Here is a 19,485-nt window from a genome sequence, read left to right as displayed (position 1 = left end):
CAGGATACTCGATCCCACCGCGCAACGGCACGGGATCTCGACGAGTGTGAAGCCCGCCGAGATCCCGTGGCCGCCGTCGAGGTTTTCAGGACTCGCCGAACAAGCCGCTCAGGGCGAGACCGGTAAGGGGAGTTCGGACGCGGAGGCGTCCTTGATGCTGAGATCGCCGTGGATCACGCGATAACCGGACGCGTTCTTGAGGCGGTACCAGGCGACGATGCGGTCCTTGTCGCCCCGCTTCACCCCCTTGCCGAGGTACTTCCAAGATCCCGGCGCGATCTGATCGCGAAGGAAGACGTGAACCGGGCCGGGGCCGGGGATGCCCGTGGCGTACCACCGCCGCATCGCCTCGATCAGGGCCGTTTCGGCGGCGGAAGGATTGGCCTTGGTCAGCACCGCCCGCTCAGCCTTGGCGTAGCGTTTGGAGGCTTCCGGATCGCGACTGAAGTGCGGGAAGCGGTCGGGGAAGTTTCCGTCGAAGAAGTCGGCGACCACGCCGAGAAATCCGGTCACGTCGGTTTCGACGATCCGGGGGGGCTGGGCGGCCTTCACCACGTACCCTTCGGGCGCATCGAGTTGGAACAGGGCGTCGTCGAGCGGCGGGTTGAAAACGATGTCGTGAAAGACGTGGCCGGAATACGCGGGCCGATCAGGCGCATCCGGCGCCAGAAAATAGGCCCGCCCGCCGTCGTCGACTCCTTGCTCGCGCGGGATCGGGAACGCGACCGCATTCTGGGCGACGTCCGACTCGTCGAACAAATCAGCGCCCGGCCACCGGCACTGGACCAGCGTCTTCGACTTCGCCCCGAGCCAGAAATCAAAGGCGATCCGATCGTAGGGATACGGCGTGCCGTCGGGCGGCTCCTTGCGGAATCCCACGGCGTCGACGCCCTCGATCTTGCGAGCGGGCAAGGCGATGAGGTCGGGGCTTTCCATCGCGTCGAGATACATGGCGAACGGCCCCTTGGGATCATAGTGCGACTCGAACGCGATCCCCATCGTCGTGAGCGCGGCCGTCTTGTTGAGATGGTTGATCTCGATTCGGGTGCCGCTCGCCCGGTCCTCGATCGCCACGAAAACGACCTTACCGTCGGGCGACAGGTGCTCGCACCGATACCTGCCCGGGGCCTTGTAAGAGTAGCTCTTATCGCTGTTCGCGTCGCGGAACCAGCGGCCCGAACGCCCCCCTTTGGCGAACAGCTCCTGATAGAAGGATACCTTCCAGGTGGCGGATGCGGCGTTCTCCATCCCGGCCTTCGCCTCCTTCAAACCGGCCGCGTGTACCCGCGCCCCCGGACGGCTCGGGCCGAACGCCAGGTAGCCGACGCCCAACGCGATCACGATCGAAGCCGCCGCGGCCCGCGACACCCTCCCGACGAACGCTCTTCGCCGAGCTTGGACGATCGTCCGGCCCGCGATCTGGTCCATCACCGGCGCGACCAGCGAACCGACCGGCCGGCCTCGCTCGTCGCCGGAAAGCCGGCCCACAAGGTCGCGGATCTCGGCGAGCAGTCCGCGACACTCCGGACACGTCGCCAGGTGAGCTTCGAGCCGCGAGGCCGACGCCTCGTCGAGCAGCCCCTCGTCCCATGCGACGACTTCATCCGCGAAATCCGAGCACGTCATCTTGGCGCCTCCGCATCGTGTTCGAGTCCGAGTCTCAAGTGAGAATCCCGAAGCGCCTGGCGCAGCAAAGCGTAGGCGCGCGAAAGCCGGCTGGTCACGGTCCCCGTCGACACGTTGAGCTTGTCGGCGATCTGGACGCAGGACAGTCCGGCGTGGAAGCGAAGCAAGACAACCTCGCGATACAGCTCCGGGAGTTCGGCGACAGCCGCGTTCAGCGCCCCTTCCCGTTCGGAGCCTTCATCGTCCGGAGAGTCGAAAGCCGGCGACGCGCGGCCCGAGGCCGTGACGACGCTCAGCGCGACGGCGGAGCGCCTTTTGGCCCGCAACGTCTCCTTCAGCACCCGTTCGGCGATCCCCAGCAGCCAGGGCCGGAAGAGCGCGGGCGATTGCAGCTTCGACAGCGCGAAGTACGCCCTGACGAAAGCCTCCTGAGCGACCTCGACCGCCAGATCCCCCCGGCCCGACTGCCCGGTGAGATACCGGATCAACGGCCCTTCGTGGCGACCGACCAGCCCCCGAAAAGCGTCCCGCTCCCCGCCCAGACATCGCCCGACGTCGTCCTCGTCATCTTGACTCACGGTCGCTCACCCCCGACTGAGGAGCCGTCTTTCCTCGCTTCCACGAACAGGAGTGACCGACGGGGCTGTTTTGCTGCGTGGATTCGCAATGAATGCTGGGGGAAGGGACCGGACGAGCGGTCAGGACACCTCGGGCAGGAACGACTCGGCCCATTCCGCGTCTTCCGGCGCGAGGGCGGGGTTGGGATTCCCCTGATAGATGAAATGAACGTAACCGGCGTCGTCGTAAACCTGGTCGAGGGCCGCCTGGAGATCGACCTGGGCGTCGCCGTCGGGCGATCGCAACGGGATCGGGACGACTGGCAGGCGATCACGGACGTCGATCGGCCAGAAGTCGACGACCGGACGCCGTTCGGCGCGGCTGACGAGGACGGAGTAATCGCACTCGGGACGATCTTCGAGCGGCATCGGAGGGTAGCCCCGCAGTAGGTCGATCTCGACCAGGTGAGCGGTCCCTCTGCGAACCGCGCGACGCTTTTCGAGATCCTTCCACCGATCCTCGCCGGGTCGCTTGTTCGATGGACTGAGCAATTCGATAACGGTCACCAGTTCCCGATTCTCGCGATCGCGGATCTCCAGGTAAGGTTGCCTCTCAACCTCTTCTTCCGGCAGACTCGGATGATACGGCGCCTCGATCTCCGCGACGCCCACCGCGGCGCGAGGCTCTCGCCCGCGTTCGGGTCGCGTGATCGCCAGGTCGGGGCGCATGCTCCGAACACGAGAAGCCGGCACCTCATGGATGGAAACCTGCTCCTCCATCAGGACGATGTATTTCGGCAAAACCTGCTGAGCGAGTTGTCGCCGGATCGCAGGGATGAACGCGGCATGGAAATCGACCCAGATCCCCTCCTGCTCGATCCACGGATTCATTCCCGGAAAAGGTGACGGCATGGCCTGCTCCTTGTCCTGGTCGGCGACGGTTTTGCATGCACGTCTTTCAATATAGCTTGAGGCAACGAATCCGGCGCGCCAACCCAGTTCATCGCGCCGGAACCTGTCGCTCAAGCTTCCTGCCCCCGCACACCCCGGATACACGGCCCAGGGGCGGGACGGTCAGGCCTAGCCATGCCGGAGGGGCGCAGCGGCTCGAGCGCTTCCACCTGTGCCGTGGCCTCCGCCTTATCGATTAGGAGGAACCGCACACCGGCAGGAGCCACTCGGTCAGATCTGCTCAACGCGGATCGGCTCGTCACCATCGCCATCCCAGAATTGAATAGGCTTGCCGAAAAGCCCTACCCTTCGGGCGGCGTCAAGAAACCGATCGATCCACTCTCCTTCTTCGCGAATTATTTCGGCGACGAAAGCTTCGTCATTTAGGCCAGAATCGGCGATAAGTTCGTACGCCGAGAGAAGGTCGCTGAAAAAGACTTGGCATGCTGCTTTCTCGATTCGAAGCGGATTTAAGGTTGATGCAGGATACACGATCATCCGCCCCGAATCGGACCACATCTCGACACGCAGATAATCCCAGGCGACCGAGTCATTCTTCGGCGTGACTTGCGTCTTAATGTGTTGACAGAATTCAGCCATGGCTTGATCGACCGAATCGCCCGAATCGACCGTCGCCATGGAGTAGTTGGGTTCGGTGTATTTCCAATCCATATTTGATCCCTCCGATGGACTCTTGAGGCTCCAGAGGACGAGGTCCCATTCGGGATGCACCGATTGTAACGCCAGTGGTTTCGGCCCCAAGAAAGAACGACGGACTCGGCCGATTGTTCGACTCGGTTCGGCGTCATCGTGTCGTAAATTACAAGTGGGATATTGCGCCCGCATGCTCGTTGGCAACCCGGAATCGGTGAGAATCAGCCGCTCGACACAAGGCGGGTCGGTCCGGATGGAACCCAAAAAATGGACGGACGAACCCAATTTCTCGGAGAGACCGTCGAACGAGGAGGGCAGGCCGAGCCGGGTGCGGAAAGGACCGTTGCAGGCGTCGGAACAAGGGCCTTTCGGCGCGAACGAACCCAAACCAGAAACGAAACGCAAACCGCTTGGATACAGTGCTTTACACCGCGCCGACCCACCATTGCGGCGGCGCGAACGAACCCAATTTCGGCCGGGTCGGAGGTCGGCTCGACGGCCTGAAAACATGCGGGTCGGACGGAGGCGGCGAGGCGTTTCGGGGGCTCGGGCGTAGTGGTTTGCGGCGCGAACGAACCCAATTGCGGCCGGGGGTCATTCGGTCAGGGTGAGGGTCTGGAGGTCGTCGGCGGCGAGGTCGAGGAGGGCGACGGTCCAGGACGAGGCGCGGTAGAGAGCGCCGGGGTTGATGAACCGGGTCTTGCCTTCGCGGACGTCGCGGCGGTGGTGGGTGTGGCCAGAGAACAGGTAGTCGGGTTCGAGGTCGGTCAAGCGGCGCAGCTCGGCGTCGGAGTGGCCGTGGGTGACGGCGATTCGACGGTCGCCGAGGGTGATCAGGCCGCCGAGGCCGAGGTAGTTCGCCCCGATCCGCTTCATGGCCCGGCGGAGGTCCGCCTGGTCGTAGTCGCAGTTGCCGAAGACGAACGTGGAAGGGACGCCGATGAGTTCGTCGACGACCTCGGGGATAGTGAGGTCGCCGCAGTGGATCAGGGCTTCGGCCCCGGCGGCGGTCAAGATCGAGACGGCCCGCCGGGTTCGCGCAACCTGATCGTGGGTGTCGGAGAGGATGCCGATGCGCATGAAATTCGTGTCCTGTCTCACAAATGCATCAAATCGCGGCATTCCCAGGCCGGATTCGACTCGATTGATGCATCCGTTATCGCAAACGGAACTCGACAAGGCAAATTCCGGACGTCCGAGACTGGCCGAAGTCGCGCCCGTCCGGTAGACTTCATCACTAGAGGACCAGGGGTCGGCTTGTGCGGATGATTCCGTACGGAACACGTCGGAACACCGCTCTTGGCCAACATCCCCGGCTTCGCACCCCATCAGTGGTGATGGGTGCGCGATCGACCCTACTTTGGGACTGGGCGATCGCGGGATGCGTTCGATTCGCGCGGGCGTCAAGGCCCCAACCGTCGATCGTGCGCCTCCCAGCTTTTACCCGCGCCGCGCGGGGAGGTGTCCAGTGGCCGTCGGACTTGAATCGCGTACTAACAAGACCGTCAAGAAGGTCGCTCGCCGCAAGCCGGCGAACCCGGTCCAGGAACTTCCGCCCCAGGAAGCGACCCCGGCCCCGCATGTCGTCGGGAAATTGAACGAGCGGGAGCCCGATGAAAACGCCCACCGGCCGCGCGAAGAGCCGGAAGCCGCCGCGCGAGGAGCCGAAGGGCTCGACGCCGGCTACGCCCGCTACACCGAATCGTCAGACTTCTCCAACCGGGGACGCGACCGGAGCTGAGCGGTCGGGCCAGGACGTCCTGGTTTTCCCGAAGGCCCCACCGCACCGCTCCCCCGGCGGCTCTCGTTCCCGAAGCAGGAGCCCAGCCGGCCGGAGTCCGTCCCACCGGTTTGAAGCAAGACGGGGGGCCAAGGCCCCCTGTCTCTCATTCCGCCCCGCCCCGGCCGGCCCCTACCGAGGGGCGACCACCACCCAAGGGGTGACGTGGGCGTAGATCCAGACGATCGCCCCGACCATCAAGACCAGGGCGATGCTGTGCCGGAGCACGGCGCGGAGGATCTCCCCCTCCCGACCGTCCTCCCCCGTCGCGGCGGCGGCGACCACGATCGACTGGGCGTCGATCATCTTGCCCATCACGCCCCCCGTCGAGTTGGCCGCGGCCATCAAGATCGGGTCCAGCCCCAGCTTCGTCGCGGTAATCTTCTGGAGGTTGCCGAACAGCACGTTGCTCGACGTGTCGGACCCCGTCAGGGCCACCCCCAGCCAGCCCAGCAAGGTGCCGAAGATCGGGTACAACAGCGGCCCCGTCCGGGTGAACGCCAGCCCGAGCACGGCGTCCATTCCCGAATATTTCGTCACAAACCCTAGCGCCAGCATGCAGAGGATCGCGAAGATCGCCGGGATCATCCGGACGACCGTCTTGGCGAGGATGCGGGCCTGGGAACCGGGCGACACCCCCAGCAGCAGGCCGCTGAGGACCGCCGCGGCGAAGACCGCCGTCCCCGTGGCCGAGAGCGGCACGACGTCGAGGACCGCCTTCTCCAGGTCGGCCGGGGCGGGAGTCGCGCGGCCCGTCACCGCCCTCCCCTTGGCGACCTGGAGGTGGAGGACCGGGACCTCGGGCTTCCACGACCACCGGGCGTCGAGCCAGTCCTTGGTCGCGGTCGTCCCCAGCGACTTGATCGCCGGCAGCCCCCAGATCAGGACCATGACCGTCAAAAGCGCGAACGGCATCCAGGCCCGGGCGATCGTCCGGGGGCTGAGCGCCACCTGGCCGTCGGCGGGCCGGCCCCCTCGCGAGCCGTCGTCGTCGCCGTCATGCTCGAACCGCCAGACGTCCCGCGGCTTCCAGACGTGGAGGACGACCACCCCGGCGATCATGCTGGCGACCGACGAGGCGATGTCAACCAGCTCGAACCCCACGTAGTTGGACCAGAGGAACTGGACCGCCGCGAACGCCCCGCCGATCACCAGCAAGGGGGGCCAGACCGCGAAGGTCGCCCGCAACCCCGCCACGACCGACACCAGCCAGAACGGGATCAGAAGCGAGAGGATGGGTAAAATGCGGCCCGCCGTGGCGCTCAGGGCCTCGACGTCCAGCTCGGTCACCACGCTGAGGGTCCGCAGGGGGATGCCGACGCTCCCCCAGGCCACCGGCGCGGTGTTGGCGATCAGGCATAATAAGGCCGACTGAAAGGGGTGGAAGCCCAGGCCGACCAGGAAGGCCGCCGAGATCGCCACGGGGGCCCCGAAGCCGGCGCAGCCCTCGATGAACGCCCCGAACGAGAAGGCCACCAGGACCGCCTGCAACCGGCGGTCGGGCGAGAGCCCGGCGATCGTCCGCTTCATGACCTCGAACTGGCCGGTCGCCACCGCCAGGTCGTAAAGGAACACGGCGGCGACGATCAGCCAGACGATCCGGAACAGGGCGAAGACCATCCCCACCCCGGCGCTGGCGAGAACCATCGGCAGGGGCATCCCGAACGCCCCCCAGGCCATCACGCAGGCCAGAGTCAAGCCGGCCAGGGCCGACTTGCCGGCGCTGACCTTGCCGGAGACCAGGAGGCCCAGGAGCGTCAAGACGGGGAGCGCCGCCAGGAGGGTCGAGACCGGCCAGCTTCCCCTCGGGTCGTAATTCTGAATCCACACGCGAGGCGTCCCTCGTCAAAGCCCAGGAAAGGGGAAGGTGCAGGAGGCGGCCGACGGCGAACGGCCGCCGGATCGTCCACGATACGCGACCCGAAAGGTCGACGACAGAGGCGCGCGACGCCCCTCGACCGGGTCGGAGGCGGCCTTCGAAGACCGAAAGCTCGCAAGCGTTTGGGTGGGATGCATCTTGACCTTGGGGTCGAAGCGGGGTTAACCTTGAATCGTCTGTTGCGCCGCTTTGGACGGGTGCCTGCCCGGCGCTCACGGAGCGCACATGCAAGGAGTCGATGGGTGCAAATCGAGATCTCGACGCGACACGGCGAACTGAGCGCGGCTCAGCAAAAATATCTGAGCGACAAGGCGGAGAAGCTGACCAAGTTCGGTCGCCTGATGGCCATCGAAATCGCCGTCGCTCACGAGAAGAACGCCTGGGACGTGGAGATCCTGGTTTCCGCCGAGCACAAGCACGACTTCGTGGCTCGCGAGGTGGGGCCCACGCCCGAGGCGGCGACGGACCAGTGTCTACACAAGATCGAGAATCAGCTTCGACGGTATAAAGAGAAATCGCAGAACCACAAAGGCGACGTCCCTCAAGGCGGATACCCCTCGCGATCGGGAGACCAGGCGCAGCCTGGCGAACCGTCCTGACGGGTGTTCGACGAAGTGGAAACCGGCGCGCGTTCTGACGCGAGCATTTCTCGGCATCGCCGCCTAGTGCGAAGCCTCGCGGGCTGGCCTCTCGCCATCCCCCGACGGCGGTTGAGCGCCTGACGCGTCACCGTGACGACGCCGGAAGGACGCGATCAGCCAGCCTGGCGGCCCGTCGATGGAGGGGCGGATGAAGCTTTTGGATTTCGTGGTCCGAGACAGCATCATCGTGGATTTGCAGGCGACCACCAAGGAAGCCGCGATCCGCGAGATGGTCGGCGGCCTGAACAAGGCCGGCCAGCTCGCCGACGGCGAGGTGGAGAGCGTGATTCGCGCGATCCTGAACCGTGAAGAGCTGGGCTCGACGGGGATCGGCATGGGGGTTGCGGTGCCCCACACCCGGCACCCGACGCTCCAACGCCTGGTCGGCGCCGTGGCGCTGTCGCAGACCGGCGTCGACTTCGCGGCCCTCGACGGCGATCCCGTCAACATCTTTTTCCTGCTGGTCTCCCCCCAGAACCAGCCCGGCGACCACCTGCGGGCGCTCGAGAATATTTCCAGGCATTTGAAGGACGAACGGTTCGTGAGGTTCCTGCGGCAGGCGAAGACCCGGGAAACCGTGGTCGAGGTGCTGGAGGAAGCCGACGCGAACGCGCACTGAGAGCCGCCGGGTCGGCGCTCGCTGGAGTCGACGGAACACGTACCGGAATCGCCGTTCCGACCCGGCAGGGGCGGCGACCTCGCGCAGAGGGTTCACGAACCACACCATCGCCAAGATCGACGACCCCGGGCCGGCGCTGCGAACCGCCGGCCGATCCGAGGGTCGATCGTCCAAGGCCAACGCACGCCGATCGAGCCGCTGATGACCCACGAAACGACTGTCGCCCGCCGCCAGATCGAGATCACCAACAGCCTGGGGCTTCACCTGCGGCCCGCCGACAAGTTCGTCAAGCTGGCGATCCAGTTTCAGTCCGACGTCCGGGTTCTGTATAATGGTAGTCACTTCAACGGCAAGAGCATCCTCGACCTGACCTCGCTGGCCGCCGAGCGCGGCACTCTGCTGGAACTCGAAGCCCGAGGGAACGACGCCGAGGAGGCCGTCGAAGCGCTCGCGAAACTGGTCTCCGCCGGGTTCTACGAGGACGAAAACGGCGAAGCGATCCAACAGCCGACCGTTGCGGAGCCGCCCCGATGACAGTCGGGAATGAGGGCACGTCCTGGAACGGGAACGCCTCGCCGAGACGGCCGACGCTCGACGCGGGCGAGGTTTTGGTTCTCGACGCCGACGCCGAAGCCGGCGGCGGACTCGACCAACGCGACGGGAACCCAGGGATGCAGCCGAAGGCTTCCTCGACCAGCCCGTGCGACCCGGACCTCGACGCCTCGGCCATGCAGGTCGTCAAGGGGATCGCCGTGAGCCCCGGCATCGCGATCGGCCCGGTGGTGGTGCTCGACCCCCTGGGGATGCGCCTGCCCCCCCGCAAGGTCGCCCCCGAAGCCCTCGCCGCCGAACTCGTCCGGCTCGAAGAAGGGCTTGCAGCCGCCGGCCTTGAGGCCGCGCAGGCCGAGGCCGACGCCCGCCATCGGCTCGGCCCGCAATACGCCGACATCCTCGCCGCCCACGCCCGGATGATCACCGACGAAACGCTCCGGGTCGACGCTCGGGCGCGGATCGAGCGCTACGGGATCTCGGCCGAGCACGCCGTGATCGAGGTCCTCGAAACGCTCGCCAGCCGACTCGACCAGCTCAGCGACCCGCACCTGTCGGCCCGGGCCGCCGACGTCCGCGACATCCAGGGGCGGATCGTCGGCCAGTTGATCGGTCAGCGTCCCAAGTCGTTCCAGGAGGGGTTGGCGGCGCCGTCGGTGGCGGTCGCCCACGACCTGACGCCCAGCGAGGCCGCGCAGCTCGACCCCGACCGGGTCCTCGGCTTCGCGACCGAGGCGGGAGGCCAGGCCAGCCACACGGCCATCGTGGCGGCCGCCCTGGAGATCCCGGCGGTCGTCGGCCTGGGGTCGATCGTCGACCGGGCGCGGTCGGCCCGGCTGATCGTCATCGACGGCGACGAGGGCCTGGTCGTCCTCAACCCCGACGCGCCGACGCTGGAGCGTTACCGGGCGGCGGCCGTCGACCGCTCGGCGCGGTACCGGGTGCTCTCCGAGCAGGCCGGCCTGCCGGCCGAGACGCTCGACGGCGTCCGGGTGGAGCTGTTCGGCAACATCGAGTTCGTCGACGAGGTCGCCGCCTGCCTGAAGTGGGGCGCCGCGGGGGTCGGCCTGTACCGGACCGAGTTCCTCTACCTCCGCGCCCCGACGCCCCCCACCGAGGAAGAGCAGTACCAGGCCTATTCGGCCGTGATCCGCTCGCTCCAGGGCAAGCCGATCATCATCCGGACCCTCGATCTGGGGGCCGACAAGTTGACGTCGTACCGCGGCGCGGGCTCGCTTGAGGCGAACCCGGTGCTGGGGCTTCGCAGCCTCCGGTTCTCGCTCCGCCACCCCGAACTGTTCCGCACCCAGTTGCGCGCGTTGCTCCGCGCGGCGGTCCAGGGGGACGTCCGCATCCTGTTCCCGCTGGTGTCCACGCTCGACGAGCTGCGCCGCGCCCGCGCCGTCGTGGGCGAAGTCGCCGCCGAGCTTCGGGCCGAGGGCCACTCGCTCCGCGACGCGGTGCCGCTGGGCGTGATGGTCGAGGTGCCGGCGGCCGCCCTCATGGCCGACCAATTCGCAAAGGAGGTGGATTTCTTCTCCATCGGAACCAACGATCTGATCCAATACACGCTGGCCGTCGATCGGACCAACGAAACCGTCGCCGACCTCTACAGCGCCGCCGACCCCTCGGTCCTCCGCCTGATCGCCATGGTGGTCGAGGCCGCCGAGAAACGAGGGATCGAAGTCAGCGTCTGTGGATCGATGGGGGGTGAACCGCTTTACGCCTTGTTCCTCCTGGGCCTTGGCCTTCGATCCTTGAGCATGCCTCCGCACCAACTTCCCGAAGTCCGCCGCGTGATCCGCGGCGCGCGGCTCGACGCCGCGCGGGTGCTGGCCGCCGAGGCGCTCCGGCTCGACACCGCGCGGGAGGTCGTCGCGCTGCTCGAAGCCGCGCTGCGGCCGATCCTGACGAACGCCAAGGCGATGGAGACTCCCACGACCTCTCGTTGAAGCGTCGCGAACCGGGCGAACGCCCGCCGCGCCGACGCCGTCCGACCGGTCGACCGTACACTGACGTCCCCAGGGTTCGCCCCGGGCGCCCTTCGAGGCGACCGCGCCGAACACACACGAGCAACCCGAAACAACCCGAGCCGATTCCACCCACGACGCCCTTTGCGACCAGACGGCAACGCCCTGGTCGGTTCCCGGACGATCGCCGAAGCACCGGGCCCCCGCCCGGCCCCGATCGACGACCGTTGAGAACCGCCGCGCCGACCGGGCCTCGCCCGCCAACGGCGACCCCAGCCGCTCGTCCGCCGGCCCTCGTGGAGTGATCCACCGCATTGTTATGACCAAAGCCACCAAGGTCCGTCTCCGATTCGCCAAGCGCGGCGATCTCCGCCTGACCAGCCACCACGACGTCATGCGCTGTCTTGAGCGGATGGTCCGTCGCGCCGCGATCCCCGTCGCCGCCAGCCAGGGCTTCTCGCCCCGTCCCAAGATCGTCTTCGCCCTGGCGATGGGTCTGGGGATCGAAGGCCGTCGCGAGATCGTCGATTTCGAGCTGACGGAGCCGACGGACCCCGCCGAGCTGCTCCAGCGGCTGTCGGCCGTCTCGCCCGCCGGCTTCGAGTGGCTTGACGCCGAGGCGCTGGAGCCTTCGGCCCCCCCTCCCCGTCCCCTGTGGGTCGAGTACGACCTGCCGATCCCGGAGGGTCGCCGCCAGAACGCGGCGGCCGCCGTGGAAGCGCTGCTCGCCAGCCCGTCCTGCGACGTGACGCGGCGGCGGCCGGACCGAGACCGCGACGTCGTCTTCGACATGCGACCGTTCCTGATCGACGCCCAACTGACCAACGAGGGATTATTCCGCGCCCGCCTGAAGGTGACCCCCGAAGGCTCGGTCCGACCCGAAGAGCTGCTCGCCAGCCTCGGGATTCGCGACCTGCTCGACGACGGCGCCGTGCTCGTGCGAACCCACGTGGAGCTGGCCCCGTGACCGAATTCCGCCGCGCGAACGCCGCCATGCGGCCCGCCGGCGCCTGACGAAACAACCAACCGCAACCGCGATAAATTCCGGAAACAACCGCATGAAGAAAGAAATGCTGATCAATGTGCTCCAACCCGAGGAGTGCCGGATCGCCATCATTGAGAACGGCGTTCTCGAAGAACTCTACGTCGAGCGCACCAGCCACGAGAGCTACACCGGGAACATCTATAAGGGTAAAGTCGTCAACCTGGAGCCCGCCATCCAGGCGGCGTTCGTCGACTTCTCGGTAGGCCGCAACGGGTTCCTCCACGTCTCCGACGTCGAGCCCCAGTACTACGACCGCCACCAGGAGGGCGGCGACGAGGCCGACCTCGGCGCCGAGCCCGGCGCCGGCCCCAGGCCCCGCGAGCCGCGCCGCGACCGCGACGACCGCCGTCGCCCCAAGGCCGACCCCGACCTGGGCCCGACCTCGTTCCCCCCGCGCGCCGAAGACCGGCTCCGCGACCGGCCCGAACGCGAGCGGCCGGATCGTTCGGTCAAGGGCCAACGCGACCGTTCGGAGTCGCCCCGACGGTTCGGCGAGGGACTCGTCGACGACCGCGATCAGCCGGCCGCGCCGCCGAGCCTCCCCGAGCCGCCTCCCCGCGCGGCGGACGTCCGCGAACCCGAGCAGCGCGCGGCCGCCGGCCGCGACGAAGGCCCGACCTCCTGGTCGCAGCCGGTCGGCTTCGACTGGGGCGTCGAGCGGGAACGAGACCGCGACCGGCCGCGCGAGCGGGAACGCGACTTCGGCCCGGCCGAGCCGGTCGACCCCCTCTGGGGCAGGTCGCGCACCGGAGCCGAGCCGGTCGACCCCGACCTTCCCCCCAGTCGCACGCAGGGCAGGAAGCGGCCCCCGACCTCGTCCGACCCGGACTTCGAGTTTGACGATCGGGGCCGCCCCCGGTCGTTGTTCGGCGCCCCGGAACCGACCGTGGAACGGGCCGAACGCGCCGAGCCCCAGGACGTCGACCCCGAATCGCCCGCTTCCGGCCGCCGCGAGCCGCGTCGCGGCCGAGGTCGAGGCCGTTCGCCGTCGCAGCCGGCGGCCCAGCGACCGGCCCCCCCGGCCAACCAGGACGTCGAGCCCGACGAGATCGAGCTGGGTCTGGAAGCGGCCGAGGAATTCTCCGCGCCGGAGCCGGACGAGTTCCCGCGCCGTCGCGGCGGCCGCGCCGCGATCCGTTCGCGAGGGGGCGATCGTCCCGAGCCGGAACGCCCGCGCGAGCATCAGCCCCCCGAACGTCCGTCCCGGCCGGCCCCCGCTCCGATCGAGCCCGAGGCCGCGCCCTTCCGCCCCGAGAGCCTTGACCGTCCGACCGAGCCCGAGCGCGATCGGCCGCGTCCTCACAACCGGGCCGGCGAGCCGGGCTACGTCCCGCGCCGCGAGCGGCAGAAGGGCGTCGAGCCGGAGTTCGGAGCCAGGCCCGGCCCGCGCGCGCCGGAACCCGACGACCGCCGCTTCGACCCGCTCGCCGAACTCGACCAGCGCGACCTCGCGGGGGCCGACGACGAGGGCGAATCGGAAGCCGGCTCGGCCCAGGCCAAGACCGAAGGCCGCCGTCGCCGTCGCCGTCGCGGTCGCAAGCGGGACCGCCCCGAGGGCGAGCCGACGACCGGCCGCGAGCCCGAGGTGTTCGACGCCGAATTCGACGAGCCGACCGGCTTCCGTGAGCCCGCTCCGGCGTTCGCGCGGGGCGACGACCTCCACGACGATCTGCACGACGACCTCGACCTCGAACTTGACGAACTGGAAGAAGTCGACGACCTCGACGACGACCTCCACGCCGAGGCCCCGCGTCCGGCGGTCGAGGAAGAGATCGACCCCGAACTCGAACAGGAGATCCGCAGGGAGATCGAGGAGATCGAGGAACTGGAGCGCGAGATGGGCCTGCGCGGCCCGGTCGAAGCCCGTCCTCGGCGCGGCGACGCCGCGGGCGCCGGCAAGTTCGGCCGTGGTCGGGGGCTGGTCAAGCCGCCGCTCCAGGAGATCTTCCGGCGCGGCGACGAGGTGCTCGTCCAGGTCATCAAGGAAAGCATCGGCACCAAGGGGCCGACCCTCTCGACCTACATCAGCATCCCCGGTCGCTACCTGGTCCTGATGCCGGGCCTGAACCGCGTCGGCGTTTCGCGCAAGATCGTCGATGAAGGCCAGCGCCGTAAGCTCCGCGAGATCATGCACGAGCTGAACCCGCCCAAGGGGCTCGGCTTCATCGTCCGCACCGCCGGCCTCGAACGGACCAAGCGCGAGCTGGCCCGCGACCTGGCCTACCTGCTGCGACTCTGGAAGGTGATCCTCCGGCGGATCAAGAAGGCCAAGTCCCCCGCGCCGATCTACCAGGAATCGGACATGATCACCCGGACCATCCGGGACATCTTCACGTCCGAGATCGACACGATCTGGATCGACGAGCCCGCCGCCTTCGAGCGCGCCCAGGAGTTCCTCCGCGTCGTCATGCCTCGGTTCGTCAACCGGGTCAAGCTCTACGACGAGAAGGTTCCGTTGTTCCACAAGTACGGGATCGAAGACGAGATCGCCAAGATCCAGCGCCGGCACGTGCCGCTGCCGGAAGGCGGCTCGATCGTCATCGACCAGACCGAGGCGCTCGTCGCCATCGACGTTAACTCGGGCAACTTCCGGGTCGAGGACGACGCCGAGCGGACCGCCTACGAGATGAACCTGCGGGCGGCCAAGGAGATCGCGCGACAGCTTCGGCTCCGCGACCTCGGCGGCGTGATCGTCAACGACTTCATCGACATGCGTGAAGAACGCCACCGTCGAGGCGTCGAGCGGGCCCTCCGCGAGGCGATCAAGCGCGACCGGGCGCGGACCAAGATCCTCCGCATGAGCGCGTTCGGCCTGATCGAGATGACCCGCCAGCGGATTCGGCCGAGCCTCAAGCGGTCGGTCTACGAAGACTGCTCGCACTGCACCGGGGCCGGCGTCCTGAAGACCGCCGAGAGCATGGCGATCGACGTCATGCGGCTCCTGGCGTTGGCCTCGCACCGCGAGGACATCCGCCGCATCAACGTCACCGTCGGTCCCAACGTGGCGATGTATCTCAACAACCGCAAGCGCAAGGAGATCGCCCGGATCGAGAACGAGAGCGGCATGAGCGTGCAGGTCCAGTTCAAGGACCACGTCGCCGCCGAGCATCTCCAGATCGAGTGCTTCGACGCCAACGGCGGCGAGGTCCGGCTGATCCCGGCCCCCGCCCCCGGCCACCGTCGCGGCCACTAAGGCAAACCGGTCGGGCGAGGGGTCTAAACGCCCCTCGCCCGCCCCGCCCGCTTCGTCCCACCCCACCGATCAAGGATCGCCCCATGTTCGATCCCGCCGCCGGCTTTCCGGTGCAACGCCCCCGCCGCCTTCGCGCCCACCCCCGGATTCGCGACCTCGTCCGCGAGAACCGGCTGACCGTCGACGACCTGATCTACCCGCTGTTCATCTACCACGGAACGAACCTGCGCCGCGAGATCGGGTCGATGCCGGGGCAGTACCAGCTCTCGCTCGATCGGCTCGGCGAGATCATCGACGAGGTCGCCGATCTGAAGATCCCCGGCGTCCTCCTCTTCGGAATCCCCGAGCATAAAGACGCGCTCGGATCGGCCGCGTCGCGCGACGACGGCGTCGTTCAACAGGCCGTCCGACTCATCAAGAAGCGCGCGCCCGAGCTGCTGGTCGTCACCGACCTATGCTTCTGCGAATACACCGACCACGGTCACTGCGGACCGCTCGTCGAGGTCGCCGGCCGGTACGACGTCGACAACGACGCGACCCTGCCGATGCTGGCCGAGCAGGCCGTCAGCCACGCCCGCGCCGGGGCCGATCTGATCGCCCCGTCGGGCATGATGGACGGCATGGTCAAGGCGATCCGCCAGGGGCTCGACGCGTCGGGCTTCACCCAGACGCCGATCATGTCGTACTCGTCGAAGTTCGCCAGCGGCTACTACGGTCCGTTCCGCGAGGCCGCCGAGAGCGCGCCGGGGATGGGCGACCGCCGCGGCTACCAGATGGACCCGGCCAACGGCGACGAGGCGATTCGCGAAGCGGCGATCGACCTCGCCGAGGGAGCGGATATCATCATGGTCAAGCCGGCCCTGGCCTACCTCGACGTCGCCCGCCGCCTCAAGGACGCCTTCCGCGTGCCGCTCGCCGCTTACAACGTCTCGGGCGAATACGCCATGGTCAAGGCCGCCGCCGAACGCGGCTGGATCGACGAACGGCGGATCGTCCTCGAAACCCTGACCGGATTCAAACGCGCGGGTATTGATATCATCATGACGTACCACGCCCTCGACGTCGCCCGCTGGCTCAAGGAAGGCTGACACTCCCATGCCGACTCCGCCCCCCACCCCCGCCCTTTCGCGTCCCGATTTCCAGCTCCCTCGCAGCCACGAGGCGTTCGTCAAGGCGAGCCGGGTCATCCCCGGCGGCGTGAACAGCCCGGCGCGGGCCTTCGGCGCGGTCGGCGGCGAGCCCCCGTTCATGGCCCGGGCCGAGGGGGCCTACCTGTACGATATCGACGATCACAAATACATCGATTACATCGGCTCGTGGGGGCCGATGATCGTCGGCCACGCCCATCCCGAGGTCCGCAAGGCGGTCGTCGAGGCGCTCGAACTCGGTTCGAGCTTCGGCGCGCCGACGGTCCGCGAGATCGAGATCGCCGAGGCCGTCGTCGCGGCGTCGCCGTCGATCGAGAAGGTCCGGTTCGTGTCGTCGGGAACCGAGGCGGCGATGTCGGCCGTGCGGGTGGCGCGGGGCGTCACCGGCCGCGACAAGATCGTCAAGATGGCCGGCTGCTACCACGGGCACATCGACGCCCTGTTGATCCAGGCGGGCTCGGCCGCGACCACGCTGGGGACGCCCAACAGCCCCGGCGTCACCAAGGGCGCGGCGGCCGACACCCTGCTCTGCCCGTTCAACGACGCCCAGGCCGTCGCCGCGATCCTCGAAGCCAACAAGGGCCAGGTCGCCGCCGTCCTGCTGGAGCCGGTCGCCGGCAACATGGGGCTCGTCCCGCCCAAGCCCGGCTACCTTGAGAGCCTCCGCGAGCTGACCGAGAAGCACGGAACGCTGTTGATCTTCGACGAGGTGATGACCGGCTTCCGCCTCTCGTACGGCGGCGCGCAGGAGCGGTTCGGGATCACGCCCGACCTCACCGCGCTGGGCAAGATCATCGGCGGCGGGCTCCCCGCGGCGGCCTACGGGGCGTCGTCGCGGATCATGGACCAGGTCTCGCCGGTCGGGCCGATCTACCAGGCCGGCACGCTATCGGGCAACCCGCTGGCCATGGCCGCCGGACTCAGCACGCTGAAGCTGCTCCGCGAGCCTTCGTTCTACGACCGGCTCGAAGCGCGTTCGGCCCGCCTGGCCGAAGGGCTCGAAAAGGCCGCCCACGACGCCCGTGTTCCGCACATCGTTCAGCGCGTGGGAAGCATGCTGACGCTCTTCTTCCACGACGGTCCGGTCCACGACTACGAGGACGCCAAGCGTAGCGACGTCGCCCTCTTCGGCCGGTTCTTCTGGGAGATGCTGGCGCGGGGCGTGTACTTGCCGTGCAGCCAGTTCGAGGCCGCGTTCGTCTCGGCCGCCCACACCGAGGCCGATGTCGACCACACCATCGCCGCCGCCCGCGAGTCGCTCGCCGCGATCGCCGGCTGACCTTCAACCGAGCTTCACCGCACGACCTCGAACACGCGGACCGAGCCGTTCCGATCGCGGGCCGACATGACCTGTCGGACGGCCTCCGGCCGCTCCTTCACGAACCGATCGAGCGGCGATGCGACGGCCGCCGCATAGCGCAGGTCGTCGACTAGCAAGTAAGCGACGCCGTACCGGGCGATCGTCTCGGCGATCGCCTGGGGGTCGGCGTCGACAGCCCCGGGGCGCTCCGACGTCGTCGCTTCGAGCGCCTGGCGGCCCGTCCGCAGGAAGACCTCGCCGGGGTGCCGGGTCAGGACCGGGCCGGGGCGGCCGGCCTGGCTCTGAATCCAACCGCAGGCCGCGTCGAATCCACGGTCGGCCTCACCTCGAATCCGACGATCGGCCGTCGCCATCGCATAAGCCGTGAACGGCAGCGAACCGCCCAGTATCAGGCAGGCCGAGACGACGCGTGTCCGCCGGTTCGACCAGTCCGACGCCCGGCCGACCACTCGCCGCGCCGACTTCGCGACCAGCGACAGCCCCTCGACGGCCCCGACGATCAGGCACGGGACCAGCGGGATCAAGAACCGACCGGCCTCGGTGTACGGCCAGATCAGCAGCAGCGCGAGTGTCGCCAGCGGAACCAGGCCCGCGAGCCGTCGTCGCGGAACGGCCAGCACGGCGATCCAGCCCGCCACAACGAGGGTCGTCGCCGGCCACGCCAAGCACCGCGCGACGACCCTGAGGGCCGGCGGACGGCCAGGCGTCGTGGCGACTTCCACGAACGGACCGGTCAACTGATCGGGAATCCGGTCGGCGTAGAATACCGCCTGGTCGACGAGCCCGCCGAACACGCTTCGGCCGCCTTGTACCAGCAGGCCGAGTTGGCTGCCGCCGGTTCCCGTGAGCCCGAGCTGCCAGACGACCCAGGGGGTCGCAAACGCGACCAGCACGACGGCCGACGCGGCAAGGGTTCGCCACTGCCGGCGAACGGCCATGTCGACGAAGACCGCCGCGGCCAGGGCCAGGCCGACATGCCGGGTCAGAACGGCCGCGCCGAGGAGCGCGCCGACCACGAGGCCGCGACGGGTTTCACCGCGAGGAAACGGCGCGACCGCGCCCAGGATCGCGATCTGGCCGAGCAGCTCGAACAGCGGCTCCGACTGCACGCCCGCGCCGGAACGACTCCAGACCCAGTTGCAGGCGAGGGCCGTCGCCATCGCCAGGGCGACGGGCCGCGCGTACATCGTCCGGAACCAGAGCCAGGCGGCGAGCGTCGCGGCGACTGTGCAAAGTCCGGAGGCGACGTGCGCCGCAAAGTCGGATCGCCCCGTCGCTGACCAGACGAGGGCGAGGAACGCCGGGTATCCAGGGGGGAAATGAGCGTGCCGGGGTTTGTCGGGGTGATCGATCGCGCGGTAGCCCTGGCCGTCGAGGAGGGCGGTCGCCAGCACGGCGTACCCCGCGCCGTCGTACCGAGGAGGGGCCGCCGGGTTGGTCTGAACGGCGACGCAAAGGGTCGCGGCCGCCGCGATCAAGAGGCCGGCGAGCCACGTTCGCGCGCCGGGGGAAGCTCGCCTCGGGATTTGCACGATCACCGCCGCTCCGGCTC

General features: G+C 68.3%; 16 protein-coding genes. 9 read left to right on the top strand and 7 right to left on the bottom strand.

From position 1 onward, the window contains the following. Window positions 1-108 precede the first annotated feature (108 nt). From BSF38_RS19155 to BSF38_RS19135, 5 genes are all read right to left on the bottom strand, one after another. Window positions 109-1,626 (bottom strand): anti-sigma factor family protein, encoded by a 1,518-nt coding sequence (locus BSF38_RS19155; protein ID WP_076348308.1) that lies wholly within the window; start codon window positions 1,624-1,626, stop codon window positions 109-111. Then, a complete protein-coding gene (locus tag BSF38_RS19150; RefSeq protein ID WP_076348306.1) occupies window positions 1,623-2,204 on the bottom strand; it encodes an RNA polymerase sigma factor in 582 nt (193 codons plus the stop codon). Before BSF38_RS19150 ends, BSF38_RS19155 begins: the two co-directional genes overlap by 4 nt. 120 nt (window positions 2,205-2,324) lie before the next feature. Then, the gene (locus BSF38_RS19145) at window positions 2,325-3,095 is read right to left on the bottom strand and encodes a DUF4058 family protein (protein WP_076348304.1); all 771 of its coding nucleotides are present in this window, start codon (window positions 3,093-3,095) and stop codon (window positions 2,325-2,327) included. Window positions 3,096-3,365: 270 nt separating this feature from the next. Continuing rightward, the gene (locus BSF38_RS19140) at window positions 3,366-3,806 is read right to left on the bottom strand and encodes a hypothetical protein (RefSeq protein ID WP_076348302.1); all 441 of its coding nucleotides are present in this window, start codon (window positions 3,804-3,806) and stop codon (window positions 3,366-3,368) included. A gap of 576 nt (window positions 3,807-4,382) precedes the next feature. Further along, complete coding sequence (locus tag BSF38_RS19135; protein WP_076348300.1) at window positions 4,383-4,868, bottom strand: metallophosphoesterase family protein; 486 nt, start codon at window positions 4,866-4,868, stop codon at window positions 4,383-4,385. Window positions 4,869-5,256: 388 nt separating this feature from the next. On the opposite strand from BSF38_RS19135, the gene BSF38_RS19130 reads away from it, so the two are divergent. Then, complete coding sequence (locus BSF38_RS19130; protein WP_076348298.1) at window positions 5,257-5,529, top strand: hypothetical protein; 273 nt, start codon at window positions 5,257-5,259, stop codon at window positions 5,527-5,529. A 171-nt stretch (window positions 5,530-5,700) separates the two neighbouring features. Here BSF38_RS19130 and BSF38_RS19125 read toward each other — a convergent pair whose 3' ends face one another. Continuing rightward, window positions 5,701-7,398, bottom strand: coding sequence for an L-lactate permease (locus BSF38_RS19125; RefSeq protein ID WP_076348296.1), 1,698 nt, complete (start codon window positions 7,396-7,398; stop codon window positions 5,701-5,703). 291 nt (window positions 7,399-7,689) lie between these two features. On the opposite strand from BSF38_RS19125, the gene hpf reads away from it, so the two are divergent. The 8 genes from hpf (at window position 7,690) to hemL (ending at window position 17,891) form a co-directional block, all read left to right on the top strand. Next, complete coding sequence (gene hpf, locus BSF38_RS19120) at window positions 7,690-8,046, top strand: ribosome hibernation-promoting factor, HPF/YfiA family (protein WP_076348294.1); 357 nt, start codon at window positions 7,690-7,692, stop codon at window positions 8,044-8,046. A gap of 190 nt (window positions 8,047-8,236) precedes the next feature. Next, window positions 8,237-8,707, top strand: a complete 471-nt coding sequence (locus BSF38_RS19115) for a PTS sugar transporter subunit IIA (protein ID WP_076348292.1) — start codon at window positions 8,237-8,239, stop codon at window positions 8,705-8,707. 201 nt (window positions 8,708-8,908) lie between these two features. Continuing rightward, complete coding sequence (locus tag BSF38_RS19110) at window positions 8,909-9,241, top strand: HPr family phosphocarrier protein (RefSeq protein WP_076348290.1); 333 nt, start codon at window positions 8,909-8,911, stop codon at window positions 9,239-9,241. Continuing rightward, entirely contained in the window at window positions 9,238-11,208 is a 1,971-nt protein-coding gene (gene ptsP, locus BSF38_RS19105; protein ID WP_237170523.1) for a phosphoenolpyruvate--protein phosphotransferase, read from the top strand. Before BSF38_RS19110 ends, ptsP begins: the two co-directional genes overlap by 4 nt. A gap of 337 nt (window positions 11,209-11,545) precedes the next feature. Continuing rightward, a complete protein-coding gene (locus tag BSF38_RS19100; RefSeq protein WP_076348288.1) occupies window positions 11,546-12,193 on the top strand; it encodes a TIGR03936 family radical SAM-associated protein in 648 nt (215 codons plus the stop codon). Between the two features lie 91 nt (window positions 12,194-12,284). After that, on the top strand, window positions 12,285-15,464 hold the full coding sequence (locus tag BSF38_RS31735) for an Rne/Rng family ribonuclease (RefSeq protein ID WP_210405621.1): 3,180 nt from the start codon (window positions 12,285-12,287) through the stop codon (window positions 15,462-15,464). 83 nt (window positions 15,465-15,547) lie between these two features. Further along, window positions 15,548-16,552, top strand: coding sequence for a porphobilinogen synthase (gene hemB, locus BSF38_RS19090; protein WP_076348286.1), 1,005 nt, complete (start codon window positions 15,548-15,550; stop codon window positions 16,550-16,552). A 7-nt stretch (window positions 16,553-16,559) separates the two neighbouring features. Further along, window positions 16,560-17,891 (top strand): glutamate-1-semialdehyde 2,1-aminomutase, encoded by a 1,332-nt coding sequence (gene hemL / locus BSF38_RS19085; protein ID WP_076348284.1) that lies wholly within the window; start codon window positions 16,560-16,562, stop codon window positions 17,889-17,891. 14 nt (window positions 17,892-17,905) lie between these two features. Here hemL and BSF38_RS19080 read toward each other — a convergent pair whose 3' ends face one another. Next, window positions 17,906-19,471 carry an ArnT family glycosyltransferase gene (locus BSF38_RS19080; RefSeq protein ID WP_168189416.1) on the bottom strand — a complete coding sequence of 522 codons (1,566 nt, stop codon included), beginning with the start codon at window positions 19,469-19,471 and terminating at the stop codon, window positions 17,906-17,908. Window positions 19,472-19,485 lie beyond the last annotated feature (14 nt).

This window comes from Paludisphaera borealis (assembly GCF_001956985.1).
GTDB lineage: Bacteria > Planctomycetota > Planctomycetia > Isosphaerales > Isosphaeraceae > Paludisphaera > Paludisphaera borealis.
Note: the sequence above shows the minus strand (reverse complement) of the source record. Positions and strands in the feature narration are given on the sequence as shown.